Raw genomic sequence first — 16,703 nt, forward strand, 5'->3', positions numbered from 1 at the left:
ACCCGTTGTGCATTATGATTTAAAAGAAAAAAGTTGTCCATATTACTGATAATCAGTAAATTGTTTTAGCGATAAAACATTAATTATGAACAACTTAAATGCAAATTACGAAAGAATATTGGAAGTATTACAAAAAATATCAAAAGAACAACTTTTGGACTATCAAAGACGTCGACCGAAGCTGAGTGATTTGGAACTGATTTGTTTAAGCTTAACAGCTGAATTTATGGGAATAGATAGTGAGAATGATTTATTTAGAAAGCTCCCTGTCATTATTGCCTCAAAAATAGACAGGAGCGTCTACAATCGAAGAAGACGGAAATTAGTAGGTTACATGGATGATATCCGATTAAGATTAGCCTCTCATTTTAATGAATTTGAAGATTATTTTATAGTGGACAGTATGCCTTTAGAGGTTTGTAAATTATCACGAAGTTCCCGTTCGAGAGTCTGTAAAGAGGATGCCTATGCTTTTCCTGACAAAGGCTATTGTGCCTCCCAAGGTTCCAATTATTATGGTTATAAGCTGCACGCCGTCTGTTCTATTAAAGGTGTTTTTCAAAGTGTCGATTTGAGCCCTGCATCGGTACACGATGTCAATTACCTTAAGGACATTAAAGCACAAATGGGCGATTGCACTTTAATTGGAGATAGAGGGTATCTATCAGCAGAAATACAGCTCAATTTGTTTGAAACCTGTAACATAAAGCTAAATACACCTATGAGAAGCAATCAAAAAGATTATAAAAAACAACCTTACATTTTCAGAAAAAAGAGAAAAAGAATAGAGACATTGTTCTCACAATTATGTGACCAATTTATGATAAGACGTAATTATGCCAAGTCTTTTCGAGGATTTAAGACTAGGATCCTATCTAAAATAGCGGCCCTTACAACAATTCAATATATCAATAAGTTTATTTTTGATAGAAACATCAACAATATTAAAATTAGCATTATTTAAAATGCACAACGAGTTAATGTAATTATTTTAGAATTGTAGGATGAGAAGTTGTTAACTTCCCACAGCAGAGTGAAAATGAGCTATAAAGTTAATTTTTATCACTCAAAGTGATATTTTTGTTTTATTTCCCCACTAGGAGAAGTTGATAACTTTAGTATAATTAACGAATATTACTCATAATCATTTCACAGAAAACATTTTGATACCATTTGTAGCATTCTAAATAATCATGGATTTGTATGTGTGGAACTATATTAATTAGAAATAATAAAGCAATTGGTGTCAAATAATCAAACTACCACTTTTCTAGTTAAAAGAGTAGAATAAATAAATAATATCTTACTAGCATTAGACTTAACCTTGTAAGCCTCTTACATTTCTTCAAAATTTTATGTTATTAGGGCATATGACTTTCCTTAATTCGGTTTTCTTATTTTTTTGTTAAAATATTTAACATATGGTAATATTAAATACTTTTTATTCTTAATATTATAGACCTTATCAAATAAATCATGGCTTTTAAAAAAAAATTAAAGTCTTATTTTTTGATTAAAAGTTTGCGGATTGAGTAAATCTTGAAAAAGATCAAGAGACAATTTTGAAAGATGGCTACACGGCCCGAGATGGAGGCAATATATTTTAAAGGTCTTTTTAAGTGTTATAAAAAACCTTATTGTGAAGATGAAAATGAATGATGGAAGATTTAAACAAGAACCATATATTTTATTTTAACCAACTATAATTCTCTATCGTTTTTTATGAAAATCAAAAACTTTGATCTCTCCGTAATTTCATTTACTAACATGAAATTATACTTAAATCCAATAATAAAGTCAGGTCTAATTTTAATACTTTTTACTCTTTTAGGCTGTAATAAAAACGAAGATAGCCAACATAAAAGTTGGAAGGATTATGGGGGTGGCCCAGATCAATCTAAATATGTCGATTTAAATCAAATAGACAAATCCAATGTAAAGGATTTGGAAGTTGCTTGGTTCTATCCAACTGGAGACAATAAGATTTACCAATTTAATCCAATAATCGCAAACAATCACATGTATGTGTTGGCAAAAAACAATTCACTTGTAGCATTAAATGCAACAACTGGAGAGGAAATTTGGATTCATGCAAATTTATCTGGAATTACCAGAAGAGGCATAAATTATTGGGAAAGTAAAGATGGAAAAGATAAAAGATTAATATTCCAAATAAATAGCTATTTACAGGCTATAGATGCTACAACGGGAAAATCCATTCTCTCATTTGGTGAAAATGGTTTGGTAGACTTAAGACAGGGGTTGGGAAGAGATCCAAATTCTTTTTCTAGGGTTCAGTCCGCAACACCTGGTAAAATTTTTGAAGATTTAATTTTGTTAGGATCATCTCCTGGAGAACAATATTCCTCTCCCCCCGGGTATCTGAGAGCTTTTAATGTAGTAACAGGTAAATTGGAATGGACATTTCATACCGTTCCCCAACCAGGAGAATATGGGTATGATACTTGGCCAAAGGATGCGTATAAATATGTTGGGGGTGTTAATACATGGGGAGAGATTTCCATAGATGAAGAAAGAGGCATTGCTTATTATCCCTTAGGCTCACCAACCTACGATTATTATGGGGCAGACCGCCTTGGAAGTAATTTGTTTGGTAACTGTATTTTGGCACTAGATGCCAGAACAGGCAAAAGAATATGGCACTTTCAAACCGTTCACCATGATATATGGGATTATGATTTAACGGCCGCTCCCCAACTTATTACGGTTAAACATGACGGTAAAAAAATTGATGCGGTAGCAGTTGCTTCTAAGAATGGATTCATGTTTGTTTTTAATAGGGTAACAGGTGAGCCTTTATGGCCTATTGAAGAGCGACCAGTTCTGCCAAGTAAAATTGCTGGGGAACAAGCGTGGCCAACACAACCATTTCCTACGGTTGTGCCGCCTATATCTAAGCAAGAAATGAAAAAGGAAGATTTAAGTTTAGTGTTTCTAAGTGCTGAAGAGCGAAAAGAATGGGAGCAAAAATTAGATAGTGCTGAAATAGGGTTTTATACACCACTTTCCAATAAAAATAGCACATTAGCAATTCCAGGTGCAGTAGGTGGGGTTAATTGGGGAATGACAGCCGCGAATCCAGGCAAAGGCATGGTATATGTGATTTCAATGAATTACCCATCATTTTATGAAAAATTGATGACTCTAGATGAAATACAAGAGAAAAACAACAGTATGCGTGTTGCAAGAGGGAATTCTTTACTCTATCAACAGAACTGTGCAACATGTCATGGACAAAATAGGGAAGGTATAGCTGGCCCTGCACTTGTAAATCTGGGTCAAAGAATGAATATGAATGATTTTAAGAGAATTTTATTTTCGGGTCGAGGTGACATGCCATCTTATTCCCATTTAAAAACAGAAGAGTTGGAAGATCTTTATAATTTTTTATCTGGTTTAAATCAGAATCAAACAACCAGAAATAATGAAGAAACCCAAGTGCCAACGGGTCCTGTGATAGAAGTTGGTGGTGCTCCAGGTGGATTAGAACAAAGAAAAGTAGAGAATAGTGGTGGGCGCTACGGAGCTCCTTATCCTGAAGGTGTTAAAATAGACCATGAACGTTTGTATATGTATCAATGGGGTCTTGAGTATCCTTATATCATTAACCCACCTTGGTCTGAAATTATGGCATACGATTTAAATAAAGGAGAGATTAAATGGAAAAGAGCATTGGGAGAGGATCCTGATGCCAATAAATTAGGGTTTAAAAATACGGGCTTAATGAGAGCTCAAAGGAACGGAATGATTGTAACGTCTAGCGGATTGATTTTTTCAACATCTAAGGATGGTAAGATTTATGCATTTGATGCTGATAATGGCGAAGAATTATGGAGTGCAACATTGCCAACTGGATCTGAAGGTCTTCCGGCCATGTACGAAGAGAATAACAAACAATACTTAGTAATAACTGCTACCACACCTGTACGGGTTGGTAAAAATGCAGATGAAATCAATGACGGTAAGGAACCGCAAGGGGGGTATGTGGTTTATGCATTGCCTAACAAATAATACTTTATAAAGGAGCTTGAGATTGTATCTATGGTGTATAACTCATTATAAATAATAAGTAAAAATGTATCTTATGTATATTAAAAAATATGTAGCCTTAATAGTATCTTTCTTAATTGCATGTAGTGCTTTTTCTCAAGATTTTAAGGATTTACAAGATTTAAAAGCAATGACTTTTATTCCAGATTATCTTTTCAAAGAATCTACTCTTGATGGGTGGAATAGTCTCGGTTCTGCAAAGTGGAGTGCTAACGATGGAAGTATTATTGGAAAAACAGACAATGAAAGTCAATCCGGGATTTTAGCTTTTAATGAGTCTTATCAAGATGTTGCGTTCCAAGTTTCTGTTAAACGAAACAGTATGATTGAAACAGGGTTGCTTTTTAGATTTGAAAAAAACGATAACACTATAGATGCCGTTTTGATGTCTGTTGATGGAACAGGAGATTTATCCTTGTTTAACATTCATTTTGATATGCAGGGTAATGAGATTGGTCGGGAAAAGCTGGCGAGGGCAGGAGGTATAAATTATCGAATAGCCCCTCCCGTAAAAGAAGATGCTAACCAAAACCAAAGTAGAAGATCTAACTCGCCACCCCAAGTACCAAGCGATCTTCCCGTTAAACAGGTGAATACAGAATTTGTAAACGGAGAATGGAATCAATTGGAAGCGTATGTGGATGTTAACACCATACGGACTTTTATGAACGATGGAAGAGAAGTTGGAGGGACCATGGGAGAAGAAAAAGATGAAGATGGTTATGGTCCTGTGGCTCTATATATTAAAGGATATGGAGAGGTTCAGTTCAAAAATATTATGCTAAAGGATTTATCCATAAAAGAAACCCCGATTGAAAAAACCTCAGAAAGATTTAAAATCCAGAGAATAAGCGATATGTACTACTCATGGGCAACTGATGCAGCCGACTTTAATAAAGACGGAAATTTAGATATAGTTGCTGGTCCCTATATTTATTACGGACCCGATTTCACTAAACGTACTGAAATTTTCCCTGCCATTACGGGAAGCCCTTCTTTACAGTTTGCCTATAACCGAGTTCAGGATGCCTATGATTTTAATAATGATGGTTGGCCCGATGTATTAAGCACTGCTTTTTCATCATTACTTTATATAAATCCAAAAGGAGAACATAGACGTTGGGAAAGTTATGAGATTCTTCCCGGTGCCAGACAAGGCGAAATAACGGCATTTGAAGACATAGACAACGACGGTAAACCAGAGTTGATTTATGGTGCCAATGGGCATGTGCGTTATGCTAAGCCTAATGAAAATGATCCAACTAAAGCATGGAAAGAATATAATGTTTCAGAGCAAGGATATCATTTAGCTCATGGTATCGGAACGGGAGATATAAATAATGACGGAAGAATTGATATATTGAATGCCGTAGGATGGTGGGAACAACCAGCTGTGTTGGATAGTACCAAAACGTGGACATACCATCCCGTAGCATTTGGCAGATATGGAAAGCGGTCTGGTGGGATTGGTGGTAGCATCATGGCAGTTTATGATGTCAATGGCAATGGTTTGAATGATGTGGTTACAAATTTAAATGCTCATGGTTTTGGGCTAGCATGGTATGAGCAAAAAAAGAATGCTGGTGGGGAAATTACTTTTGTCAGGCACATGATAAGTGATGATTACCAATTCAACAATAAGGATGGTGTCACATTTTCACAGGCTCACGGAGCTACTTTTGCTGATATTGATGGTGATGGCATTGAGGATTTTATTGTTGGTAAACGGTATTTTACTCATTTAGATAATTATTTGGATCCAGATACCTATGGCCCTCCTGTATTATATTGGTATAAAACTGTCAGGAATAAAGAAGCTCCAGGTGGCGCTGAATTTATTCCAGAACTCATACATAATCGTTCTGGAGTTGGTTCAGAAGTTGATGCTGTAGATCTTGATAATAATGGCACTGTAGATATTATTACATCTACAAACAACGGCACGTTTATTTATTGGAACAATACAAAAAAATAGAACCATGATTTTGATGTTATTTGTTGCTTCAAATACCTGATTAGCATGTATCGACAATAATTATTAATTTAGAAAACTGACATTGTTTATATGAATTGACCTAAAAATATTGTTTTTATAGAACCATACTAAACTAAATATTAATTTAAAATGAAACCAAAAATGTATCTTTATGTATTAATGTTATTAATAGGCGTCGTGTTGGCAGTGCATTTGTCAATGAATTCGCAAGTAGGAGCGATTGTTAAAAACCCACAAATGGGAAATGCCATTTTTTGGTGTATTGGTGGAATTACTGCAATCATCATTGGGGCTACCAATTGGGACCCAGAAGTATTTGTTAGACTGAAAGAAGTCCCTGTTTGGCTATTGATAGCAGGTGCCATGGGGGCTGCATTGGTATTTGGAATCGCATGGATTATTCCAAAAATAGGGGCTGCACCAGCATTTGTTATAATGATAGCAGGTCAAGTGATAGCAGGCATGGTGATGTCACATTATGGATGGCTTGGCGCACCCGTAGAACCTATTTCAACCACAAAAGTGTTGGGTGCATTACTGCTAATAGGTGGTGCAGGATTGGTTACTTTTTCTAAATAAAAAATATAAATTATGAGTAAAGAGTTTGAATTTTCCAGAAGAGATTTTGTTAAAAAAACAAGTCTAGGGGGTTTGTCATTATTGGCTCTACCTACTTTGACCAGTATGGGGCTTTCTGAAGATTTTAAAAAGAAATTTGATATTGGAGCAACTTTTATTTTGTGGGGCTATGGTCCAGACAATCTAGAGCCTGCATTAGCCGATTTATCCAAGTTGGGATATCATTCTTTCGAAACATTTGGAAATGTCATTCAGGATTATGATGAAAAACGTGGGGGATTGGAAGCCCTTATTGATAAAACGGGCTTACCAATCACATCCGCTTTTTGTATGACTGATGTTTTAGATCCATCCAAAAAAAAGGAAGAGCTTGAGAAGTTAATAAAGTGGACTAAACTTCTTAAAAGAGCTGGGGGTAAAGTCGTTGAATATTGTCCGTCTAGCATCAATAGAAAGGACTATGATTACAAAGAGCATAAAAAATATATGGTGGAATCCATGAACGACTATGCGAAAGCGGTGACCGACCTTGGTTTGGTATGTGCACTTCATCCGCATACAGGTACGCCCATAGAGACCGAAGAGGAAGTGTATTTTATCATGGAAAATGTAAACACGGAATATATGAAATTTGGGCCTGATGTTGGTCAGCTCCAAAAAGGTGGTGCAGATCCCGTTAAAATATGTAATGATTTTATGTCATTAATAGAGCATGTACATCTTAAGGATTATGAAGGTGGGGATAATGGCTATTTAGGATATGCTCCGTTGGGAGAGGGTGAGGTTAATATAAAAAAAATATTAAAACAGTTAGAAAAGGAAAGGCCAAGTATGGCTGGTGCCATTATGTTTGAGTTGGATTATGATAGAAGGGTCAAACCAATACATACCACCTTTGAGGCTGCTGAAATTTCAAGAGATTACCTGAAAAAATTAGGTTACAAATTTAGTTGAAATTAATAAGTTATTGTATTTCAGTTTGTTGTTAGTTTCAAGTTTATAAGAAAAATTTAAAGGTTTCTAGATTAAACGTTTAGAAACCTTATTAATTAATTATTTTATGGATATATTAAAAAATTATATAGGAGGATCATGGTTAAGCAGTAGGGAAAAAAATTCAATTGAAGTCATTGATCCTGCTTCACAAGAAGTATTAGCTAAAGTTCCTTATGGCGAAAATACCATTTCAGATGTTCAAGAAGCGGTAAAAATAGCTTCAAAAGCATATCAGGAATGGCGGGAAGTGCCTGTCATGAGAAGGGTTCAGCCTCTTTATAAGCTAAAGACCTTATTAGAAGAGCATGCAGAAGACATCGCTAGAATAATTACGAAAGAATGTGGAAAAACACTGAATGAATCTAGAGGTGAAATCCAGCGAGCCATTGAAAATGTAGAAGTTGCTTGTGGAACGCCAATTTTAATGCAAAGTGAATTTTCAGAGAATATAGCTTCTGGTATTGATGAGTTTATGATTCGTCAACCATTAGGAGTCTGTGCCTGTATTGCACCTTTCAACTTTCCTGGAATGATTCCATTCTGGTTTTTGCCCTATGCGATAGCCTGTGGTAATACATTTATTCTTAAACCTTCAGAAAAAGTGCCATTGACCATGATGAAGGTATTTGAACTGCTGGATCAAATTGATTTGCCCAAGGGTGTAGTAAACTTAGTTCACGGTGGTAAAGAATCAGTCGATGAATTATTGGAAAATAAAGAAGTAAAAGCGATAAGCTTTGTGGGTTCCACAAATATTGCAAAATATGTTTATTCCAAAGGAGCTGCTAACGGTAAAAGGGTTCAAGCACAGGGAGGTGCAAAAAATCCTGTTGTTATATTGCCTGATGCCGATTTAGAAATGTCTGCGAAAATCATTATCGATAGTGTTTATGGCTGTGCCGGTCAACGATGTCTTGCGGCTTCCAATATCATAACGGTTGGTGATAATGGCAAAATTAAAGAGGCACTTTATGAAATGGCTAAAGCCCGAACAACAGGATATGGTTTGGATGAAAGTGTGGAAATGGGTCCCGTAATTACAAAAGATAGTCAGGATAGGATTTTACATTTAATTGATAAAGGCGTTAAAGAAGGCGCTAATCTATTATTGGATGGCAGGAATGCAAAAATCACGGGGTTTGAAAATGGTAATTTTTTAAAGCCAACCATATTACAAAATCTGCCTTTACATGGAGAGGTGATAAGAACTGAGATTTTTGGACCGGTGATGAGTTTAATTGAACTAAAATCGGTTGATGATGCTCTGGAATTTATCAATAGTGGCCGTTATGGAAACATGGCTTGTTTATTTACCAGTAGTGGAGCCAATGCCAGAAAGTTTAGAAATCAAGCCAATGCTGGGAATATAGGGATTAATATTGGTGTCGCTGCTCCTATGGCTCAATTTCCGTTTAGCGGATGGAATGAAAGTTTCTTTGGAGATTTACATGGTCAAGGTCGCCATGCTATAGAATTTTTTACCCAAACAAAAGTGGTTATAGAAAGATGGCCAAAAGAGTGGTCAAGAAAATTTTAAAATGGGGAATATAATATTAAGCTATGACTAATTACAAAGATAATCCCTTGGACAATTTTGAATTGTCCCATTCAGATATAAAAACTATAGGGAAAGACTTACAAAGACCCGAGTGTATTTTGGCAGAACCTAATGGCTCGCTTTGGGTTGCTGATGCCAGAGGCGGAGTGATGAGAATCTCAAAAGACGGTTCGCAACAATTGATAACGCAAACCGGTTCCGATTTTTTTGGAGCAGCTAAAAGTGAAGCTACAAGATATTTAGAGGGAACTTTGCCCAATGGTTTGGCTTTCGCCGATAATGGTGATATATTAATTTCGAATTTTGGCACGGATCGTTTGGAACGTATGACACGAACTGGACATACCATAGTATTGGCCGATAAAATAGAAGGTGAAGAAATAGGGAAAGTTAATTTTGTTTTAAGGGATTCTAAAAACAGAATTTGGATAACTATTTCTACCAAAACCAAGAATTGGATGCATGCTTTAAAGCATGACCTTAAAGATGGATATGTCGCCAGATATGAAAATGGTGCTTTTCGGATTATGGCCGATGGATTTGGGTTTACCAATGAAATACGATTCGATAAAAACGAAGAATATTTATATATTGTGGAAACAACAGGCGGTTGTATTACTAGAATGAGGCTTACCGAAAATGGCGATTTGGTTGATAGGGAAATTTTTGGACCGAGCAAACTAGGAAAAGGTGCTTGGCCAGATGGCATTGCCTTTGATGATTATGGAAATCTATGGGGAACCACTGTGTATTCAGATAAGCTGTTCGTTTTAACTCCAGAAGGCGATATGAAAACGCTCTTGGATGAAGGTGATCCAGTAAAGGTTGAGGCGCTTGAAAAGGCATTTTATAGCAACAGTGTCACAGAAGACGTTCTTTTCGCTACGGGTCAAGGCATTGCACCTTGGATGGCTAGTGTGACCTTTGGTGGCCCTGATTTGCGAACGGTTTATATCGGTTCTCTTAAAGGAAAAAATATTCCCTATTTTAAATCTCCAGTGCCTGGTTTACCCATGGTTCATTGGAAATAATTATTAAATAATAAAAAAAAGAATGATGCAATTACCAAAAGAAATGGATGCTCTTGTTTTAAAAGGAGTCAGGGATTTTTCAATAGAAACGGTGCCCGTTCCCATTCCCGATGCAGATGAGGTTATTTGTAAAGTGGACACGACGTTTATTTGTGGCACAGATCCACATATAATTAATGGCGATTTTCCTAATTTTTGGCCAACTGGTTATCCTTTTATCCCCGGGCACGAATGGTCTGGTACCATTGTACAAACAGGAAAAAGAGCTTCACAATTAGGTTGGAATGAAGGCGATAGAGTTTGCGGCATTTCCCATTGTGGCTGTGGCTATTGTGAAATGTGTTTAAAAGGACGATATAATATCTGTTTAAATTATGGAAACGAGAACAAAGGTCATAGACAGTATGGTCATTATACACCTGGTGCTTATGCGCAATACATGAGGTCTTCAGTAAAAAGCATCTTTAAAGTTCCTGATGACATGTCTCTTGAATATGCTGCATGCGTCGATCCATTAAGCATTGCTTTATATACTGTAAAAAGATCTAGAATGCAGCCTGGTGACGATATTCTCATTTTAGGAACAGGTCCACAAGGTTTAATGGCCATTTTATGTGCGAAAGCCATGGGAGCAGGAAGAATATTCGCTGCGGGCAATGGAGAAAGACTTAAGAAAGCCGAGGAATTAGGAGCTATTCCCATTGATTACAGGGTAGAAGATGTTGTCGAAAAAATAAAGGATTTAACCAATGGAAGAGGTGTTCCGGCTGTTTTGGAATGTGCGGGAACGTCCAAATCAATTACCCAAGCCTGTTTAGCTGTATCTAAGGGTGGTGTTGTATCAGTTATTGGTATTCCGCATTCAGACCCTTCGCTTCCATTAAAAAGAATTGTTTTGGAGGAAGTTGAGATTGTGGGCAACAGGGCCAATCCCAATACGGCGCAACCGACCATTGAACTGCTCCAAAATAAAAGAATCGATTTAACACCATTGATGACACATCGGTTTGCCCTAAAGGATTTTGGTAAAGCGTTGGACATTTTTGAGAAACGGGAAGATGGAGCCATTAAAGTGGCGACCAAACCAAATGGGTTATAATAAGAATAAAAAACTATTAAACTAAACTAATTATGAGTAACAAAGTAATGATTGTAAGTGGCGGTGCTTCTGGCTTAGGCCTTGCAGCTGCAGAAAAATTTGCAAAAAACGGTTATAATATCGTAATCATAGACATAGATAAAGAAAAAGGAGAAAAGGCAGAAGCAAAAATTAAAAGCATGGGACAAGACGCTATTTTTTGCCTGTGTGATATCTCAAATAATGAACAAATAAAAGAGGCAGAAAAACAGACAAAAGAACGTTTTGGAAGGGCTGATGTTCTTATCAACAATGCTGGTCTAGAAGTAAGGGGTAGCATCTTACAGTGTAGCGAAGAAGATTGGGTAAAATTATATAATATCAACCTAAAAGGAATTTACTATATGACCAATGCTTTTGCGCCAATGATGATTGAACAAGGCAAAGGAGCTATTGTAAATACAGGTTCTATTCTTGGTTATAGAACGGTTGGTGAACGCGCTGCTTATTCTTCTTCAAAGGGGGCGATTGATACATTAACTAGGAGTATGGCTTTTGATTTAGCCCAAAATAATATCAGGGTTAATTGTGTGGCACCAGGAGCTATTGATACACCTTTATTAAGAGGATCCATAAACGATTCTCCAGACCCTGAAGAAACAGAAAACTTCTTAAATTCAAAGAGTGTGTTAAATAGAATGGGAACGTCTGAGGAAGTTGCTAATGTGATGTATTTTTTAGCATCAGATGAAGCGTCGTTTGTTACTGGAGCCACTTATTTTGTTGATGGTGGATGGTCTATAATGTAAAATTTATCAGACTAAAATCAGTAAATAATTAATAATTTCATTAAAACATAGAGGCTAGTGATTTATTTAGAAAATAAAGAAAACCTAATCAATAAGGGTATAACCCAATTGCTTGAAATAAAGGATGCCGAAATCCGATTATTAAGTCTTTACCAATGCAGACACGCCATCGATAATGGCATTCACATAGGTGGTGCTTTTTCGGCCACGATTCCTATGGTAAGTCTTTTCTATGGGGGTATTATCGATGTCAATATTGAAAACCCAACGGCTATTGATCAAGATCAATTTGTATTAAGTAAAGGACATGCCGTGGCCACGTTGGCTTCCATTTATGCGGACTTAGGTTATTTTGATAAAGAAATTTTAAAAAATTCCAGATCTATTTCAAGTGTGCTCAATGGTCATCCAGGACCTGTGCTTCCTGGTGTTCACGTTGCTACAGGCCCTATGGGACAAGGTATGGGTGTGGCACAAGGTTTTGCAATTGCCGGACAACAAACTACAAATTTCGATGTTTATGCATTAACGGGAGATGGGGAATTACAAGAAGGCCCCATTTGGGAAGCTGTTATGTTTGCAGGTGCCAAGCGTTTGGAGAATTTATGTGTAATGGTAGATAACAATGGTGGCCAATTGGACATTGTTTCAAGCTTACATTTTCCTTATCATAATTTAAGAGCAAACTTTGAAAGTTTTGGTTGGAGGGTTCTTGAAATTGATGCTACACAATACCATACAGTTTACGAAGCATTACATCAGTTTAAATATCAACCAAGAGACGGAAGGCCAACAGCTATTATTTGTAAATCAACCAAAGGACATGGTGGATTTTCAAACCTAATGAATAATCACAAATCAACCTTAGGCGCTGAATTGCTTGATCAAGAAGAAGCTTTTCATAAGAATACTAGAGCACAAAAGGAAAAAGCATTTTGCAATTTTTTCAATAAGATTTTAAAGGAAGTAAATTTATCTGAGGTTACCAATGTTTTAGAGCAACACGCACAGCAAATGGGTTTTGCACTCAATTTGGATGGTTCAGAGTTAAAAAAAGTATCCAATATACCTGCTAAAGTTAAACTAAAGAAGGCTGATGTAAGGAACAAAAAAATAGAATATAAGTCTGAAAAACTGCCTAAACTAGAACATGGAAAGCTTTATGCGGCAGACAAAGTGATAGAAAGTGCCATGAAGATTTTTGCTTTGGATGAACGTATTTTTTCAATTGACTCTGATTTGGCATCTACCAGCGGACTTCAATCTGGAGTGGGGCATGTTGATAAAAGAAGGGCGTTGAATGTAGGTGTTGCAGAAGCAAACATGATGTTGATTGGTGAAGCGTTGAGTGTTCTTGGTTCCAATGTTTGGGTAAGTACTTTTTGTCCGTTTTTCGATTGGAAAATACTTAGAAGAATTGCTGTTGGGCATCAAGAAAGATTAGAGATTATTGAATCTAAAGGCTGGCTGTCTGAAGGTCATGGCATTGATTATACCATGGTGGTCACTGCGGCAGATTTAGATACACAATCCAACGGAGCTACCCACATGGGTAATGATGACGCCTTGTTAATGAATGAGGCGGCTCATGTTAACATAATAAATGTTTCGTGTCCACAACAATTGTTGAGCATCATGAAATGGATTGTAGAAGGAAATAAAGGGATTATTTACCTAAGAATTCTAAGAGCGCCTTCTAAAGTAATTTATAATGCCGATTTTAAATTTGAATTTGGAAAATCCTACCCCGTTGTTCAAAGAGATAAAGTTCATGCCTATATCGTAACAAGTGGCAGAAGCGTTTTTGAATCCATGGATGCCAGTGATATTTTATTGGCTGACGGATTTGGTGTGAATATCATCGATATGCCTTCGATTGATTCTAATACCATCATCGAACTGTACAATACAGGAAAACCTATTTTTATTGCTGAACAGAATAATGGTTATTTATGGACAAATTTCAGAAAAGTACTTTTTTCAAATTTAGAATCAATTAATACCAAAAACATACACCCTATCAATCTAACCGTTGATGGTGAAATAAATTATATCCATTCCGGAACTTATAGCGAATTGGCAGAACATTATGGGTTAAATGCCGATAGGCTCAGTAAACAAATTCTTAACATACTAAAAAGTTAGAAAATGACAATAATACATGAAAGTGATGTAGAAGAAGTAAGCCACCCTGGGCGATTTATGAAATGGTTAGCCAATGAAGATTCTTTACAAGCTAAAAATTTATCAGTTTGCGTCATCAGGGTGTTGCCAGGTGAAACGGTGAGACCTGCACATTCCCATCCCAATAGTGAGGAATTGATATATATTATTAATGGTGAAGGAAAAGTAATGATCGAAAATGAAGTCGGCGATGTGAGATCTGGCTCGGCCATTCTTTTTGAACAGGGAAAAATCCATATGCTGAAAAACACGGGAGATACAGAAATGAAGGTCATTTGTTTTTTTGCTCCTGCAACCAATATTGATAATTATAAAACCTTTGACGATATTACATTTCCTGAATAATAGTTAGATTTCCGTACAAAACAAAAAACCACAGATTTTATACTGTGGTTTTTTCTTATAAAAACTATTTGATTTTTATTTAATTTCAATTTCAAAAGGAGACGCCGGTAATCCTTCCTTATTATAAAGATTTGGATTATCTGGATTATCTGCCCAAGCATAGCGTACATATTTAGGTTCTAAAATGGTATCACTCCAAACAACTATATTATCTCCTTCAATTTTAGCTTGTGCCCAAACAAATTTTTTGTCTTCGCCTGCTATTGCAAATTCACTTAATGCTTCACCATCATAACTTGTCAATCCGCTTCCTATATGACTGAACGACATAATAACTTTGTTTTCTTCCATTTTATAATTCTTATATAAAGGTCCAGAATAAACAATGTCTTGACCATAAGCAAGTTTTAGACCAGCTAGGGCCATACGCTCGCCAACATCTTTTTTGTTGTCTGGATGAATATCGTTCCATTCGCCCAAATCAATGTTTACGGTCATGGCGGTATTTGGTATGGAAAGTGCTTTTAATTGAGACTGTCTAAGTTCTGCCCAATTACTTTCAGAAGGCACATAAGACACATCCATAAAATTAGGGAGTTGTGCATAAATTACAGGCATGTCTGGGCGGTTAAACACGGTTCTCAAACCATCGATTAAGGCATGCATATAACTTTCATAAATTTTAGCTTGACCTGTATTGCTTTCACCTTGATACCATAATATGCCTGTCATAGGGAATTGTTTGTAGGGTGCTATCATGGCATTATATAAAGATGTGGGCTCGTTTTGTGGATTGATTCTTCTTGGTCGTGGTGCATCAGTATTATTTCTTCTAAAAGCTGAAAAATCCATTGGAGGGAATACCTCGCCGACTTTATATTGCCAATAACCTTTTAAGTCGATAGTATCTTTTTCTGTAAACATATAATACGGTTTATCAGGTACAAAACCACCTTTTCCATTATTATTGGTGACCCTTACTACAAAAATGTTCTTACCAGCTTTCAATAAGTTAGCAGGAACTTTATATCGCCTTTGTGGGTATTGGTATGTTTTTTCACCAACTTTTACACCGTTAATATATAGCTCGTCGGCATCTATAATTCTACCCAAAAAGACTCTGGCTTCTTTATTTTGCATAGACTCGGGTAGTTCAATCTCCCTGCGGTACCAAACCACGCCGTTTAAATCTTTAGCACCTTGATCTTCCCAATAACCAGGAATATTAATGGTTCGCCAATTTTTCGGAGTAAAATTAACATCATACCAAGGTAATTCACCTATTAATCCTTTATCTGTAGGTTTAGACGGCGTTCGGTTAATGGCGGGGCCATTTCTCATTTGGCTATTTACAAATGCGGTGTCTCTATCTTCTTCAATAATTTTTAAAATTTCTGGTAAATTCTTGAAGCCCTCTTTTGGTGTCCAGGCTTCTATGGGTGTGCCACCCACGCTCGCATTCACTAAACCAATGGGGATATGGTATTTTTCATAAATCTTCTTTGCAAAAAAGTAAGCCACAGCCGAAAAAGGTCTGACGTCTTCACCAACGGCTTTTAGCCATTCACCACCTTCTAAATCGTCTTTAGGGCCCGAAATACTAGTTGTTGTTGGTATTTTAAAATGACGAATTTCTGTGTTGTTGGCATTTTTAATTTCATCGGCATAGGTAACATCATGAATATCCAATTCGTGTACCATGTTAGATTGTCCGGTGCATAACCATACATCACCAATTAAAATATCTTTAACTTCAACAGTATTATTTCCAGAAATGTTCATGGTGAAAGGGCCGCCAGCTTTCATTTTTGGTAAGGTTATGGTCCAATTGCCTTCAGCAGAAGCTTTTGTTCTATATTTTTTTCCTTTAAAGGTCACTACAACTGATTCACCGGGAGAAGCCCATCCCCACACGGGAATTTTAGCATCACGTTGAAGCACAACGCCATCACTTATTAGTTTAGGAAGTTTTACATCGGCGAAGCAAGTTGAAATTGAAATTAAAAAGAGGATTAATGTAATGATGCTCTTAGTTTGTTTAATCATATTTAGTAGT

12 protein-coding genes are annotated in these 16,703 nt (G+C 36.4%); 11 read left to right on the forward strand and 1 reads right to left on the reverse strand.

What is annotated here, in order from left to right; all coding sequences use genetic code 11:
- Nucleotides 1-85 precede the first annotated feature (85 nt).
- The 11 genes from CSW08_RS01310 to CSW08_RS01360 all read left to right on the forward strand — a co-directional run bounded on the left by CSW08_RS01310 (nucleotide 86) and on the right by CSW08_RS01360 (nucleotide 14,647).
- The gene (locus tag CSW08_RS01310; protein WP_106658080.1) at nucleotides 86-964 is read left to right on the forward strand and encodes an IS982 family transposase; all 879 of its coding nucleotides are present in this window, start codon (nucleotides 86-88) and stop codon (nucleotides 962-964) included.
- Between the two features lie 803 nt (nucleotides 965-1,767).
- Nucleotides 1,768-4,032: an outer membrane protein assembly factor BamB family protein gene (locus CSW08_RS01315; protein ID WP_162495533.1), complete on the forward strand. Its 2,265-nt coding sequence runs from the start codon at nucleotides 1,768-1,770 to the stop codon at nucleotides 4,030-4,032.
- 73 nt (nucleotides 4,033-4,105) lie between these two features.
- Entirely contained in the window at nucleotides 4,106-6,046 is a 1,941-nt protein-coding gene (locus tag CSW08_RS01320) for an FG-GAP-like repeat-containing protein (RefSeq protein WP_162495534.1), read from the forward strand.
- 150 nt (nucleotides 6,047-6,196) lie between these two features.
- A complete protein-coding gene (locus CSW08_RS01325; RefSeq protein ID WP_106658110.1) occupies nucleotides 6,197-6,646 on the forward strand; it encodes a DMT family transporter in 450 nt (149 codons plus the stop codon).
- Between the two features lie 12 nt (nucleotides 6,647-6,658).
- The gene (locus CSW08_RS01330) at nucleotides 6,659-7,600 is read left to right on the forward strand and encodes a sugar phosphate isomerase/epimerase family protein (protein WP_106658111.1); all 942 of its coding nucleotides are present in this window, start codon (nucleotides 6,659-6,661) and stop codon (nucleotides 7,598-7,600) included.
- Between the two features lie 106 nt (nucleotides 7,601-7,706).
- Entirely contained in the window at nucleotides 7,707-9,179 is a 1,473-nt protein-coding gene (locus tag CSW08_RS01335) for a CoA-acylating methylmalonate-semialdehyde dehydrogenase (protein WP_106658112.1), read from the forward strand.
- Between the two features lie 23 nt (nucleotides 9,180-9,202).
- Nucleotides 9,203-10,231 carry an SMP-30/gluconolactonase/LRE family protein gene (locus tag CSW08_RS01340; RefSeq protein ID WP_106658113.1) on the forward strand — a complete coding sequence of 343 codons (1,029 nt, stop codon included), beginning with the start codon at nucleotides 9,203-9,205 and terminating at the stop codon, nucleotides 10,229-10,231.
- A gap of 22 nt (nucleotides 10,232-10,253) precedes the next feature.
- Nucleotides 10,254-11,330, forward strand: a complete 1,077-nt coding sequence (locus tag CSW08_RS01345) for a zinc-dependent alcohol dehydrogenase (RefSeq protein WP_106658114.1) — start codon at nucleotides 10,254-10,256, stop codon at nucleotides 11,328-11,330.
- Nucleotides 11,331-11,362: 32 nt separating this feature from the next.
- On the forward strand, nucleotides 11,363-12,118 hold the full coding sequence (locus CSW08_RS01350) for an SDR family NAD(P)-dependent oxidoreductase (protein ID WP_106658115.1): 756 nt from the start codon (nucleotides 11,363-11,365) through the stop codon (nucleotides 12,116-12,118).
- Between the two features lie 57 nt (nucleotides 12,119-12,175).
- Nucleotides 12,176-14,263, forward strand: a complete 2,088-nt coding sequence (locus CSW08_RS01355) for a hypothetical protein (protein ID WP_203226829.1) — start codon at nucleotides 12,176-12,178, stop codon at nucleotides 14,261-14,263.
- Nucleotides 14,264-14,266: 3 nt separating this feature from the next.
- Nucleotides 14,267-14,647 carry a cupin domain-containing protein gene (locus CSW08_RS01360; RefSeq protein WP_106658116.1) on the forward strand — a complete coding sequence of 127 codons (381 nt, stop codon included), beginning with the start codon at nucleotides 14,267-14,269 and terminating at the stop codon, nucleotides 14,645-14,647.
- Between the two features lie 75 nt (nucleotides 14,648-14,722).
- On the opposite strand, the gene CSW08_RS01365 is transcribed toward CSW08_RS01360, so the two are convergent.
- The gene (locus tag CSW08_RS01365) at nucleotides 14,723-16,693 is read right to left on the reverse strand and encodes a sialate O-acetylesterase (protein ID WP_106658117.1); all 1,971 of its coding nucleotides are present in this window, start codon (nucleotides 16,691-16,693) and stop codon (nucleotides 14,723-14,725) included.
- Nucleotides 16,694-16,703 lie beyond the last annotated feature (10 nt).

This window comes from Confluentibacter flavum (genome assembly GCF_002843175.1).
GTDB classification, from domain to species: domain Bacteria; phylum Bacteroidota; class Bacteroidia; order Flavobacteriales; family Flavobacteriaceae; genus Confluentibacter; species Confluentibacter flavum.

Bases quoted from the DNA above. Each gene is read 5' to 3' on its own strand.
- CSW08_RS01340 (WP_106658113.1), top strand. From the start codon at position 9,203: ATGACTAATTACAAAGATAATCCCTTGGACAATTTTGAATTGTCCCAT.
- CSW08_RS01315 (WP_162495533.1), top strand. From the start codon at position 1,768: ATGAAATTATACTTAAATCCAATAATAAAGTCAGGTCTAATTTTAATA.
- CSW08_RS01325 (WP_106658110.1), top strand. From the start codon at position 6,197: ATGAAACCAAAAATGTATCTTTATGTATTAATGTTATTAATAGGCGTC.
- CSW08_RS01360 (WP_106658116.1), top strand. From the start codon at position 14,267: ATGACAATAATACATGAAAGTGATGTAGAAGAAGTAAGCCACCCTGGG.
- CSW08_RS01310 (WP_106658080.1), top strand. From the start codon at position 86: ATGAACAACTTAAATGCAAATTACGAAAGAATATTGGAAGTATTACAA.
- CSW08_RS01335 (WP_106658112.1), top strand. From the start codon at position 7,707: ATGGATATATTAAAAAATTATATAGGAGGATCATGGTTAAGCAGTAGG.
- CSW08_RS01350 (WP_106658115.1), top strand. From the start codon at position 11,363: ATGAGTAACAAAGTAATGATTGTAAGTGGCGGTGCTTCTGGCTTAGGC.
- CSW08_RS01345 (WP_106658114.1), top strand. From the start codon at position 10,254: ATGATGCAATTACCAAAAGAAATGGATGCTCTTGTTTTAAAAGGAGTC.
- CSW08_RS01320 (WP_162495534.1), top strand. From the start codon at position 4,106: ATGTATATTAAAAAATATGTAGCCTTAATAGTATCTTTCTTAATTGCA.
- CSW08_RS01365 (WP_106658117.1), bottom strand. From the start codon at position 16,693: ATGATTAAACAAACTAAGAGCATCATTACATTAATCCTCTTTTTAATT.
- CSW08_RS01330 (WP_106658111.1), top strand. From the start codon at position 6,659: ATGAGTAAAGAGTTTGAATTTTCCAGAAGAGATTTTGTTAAAAAAACA.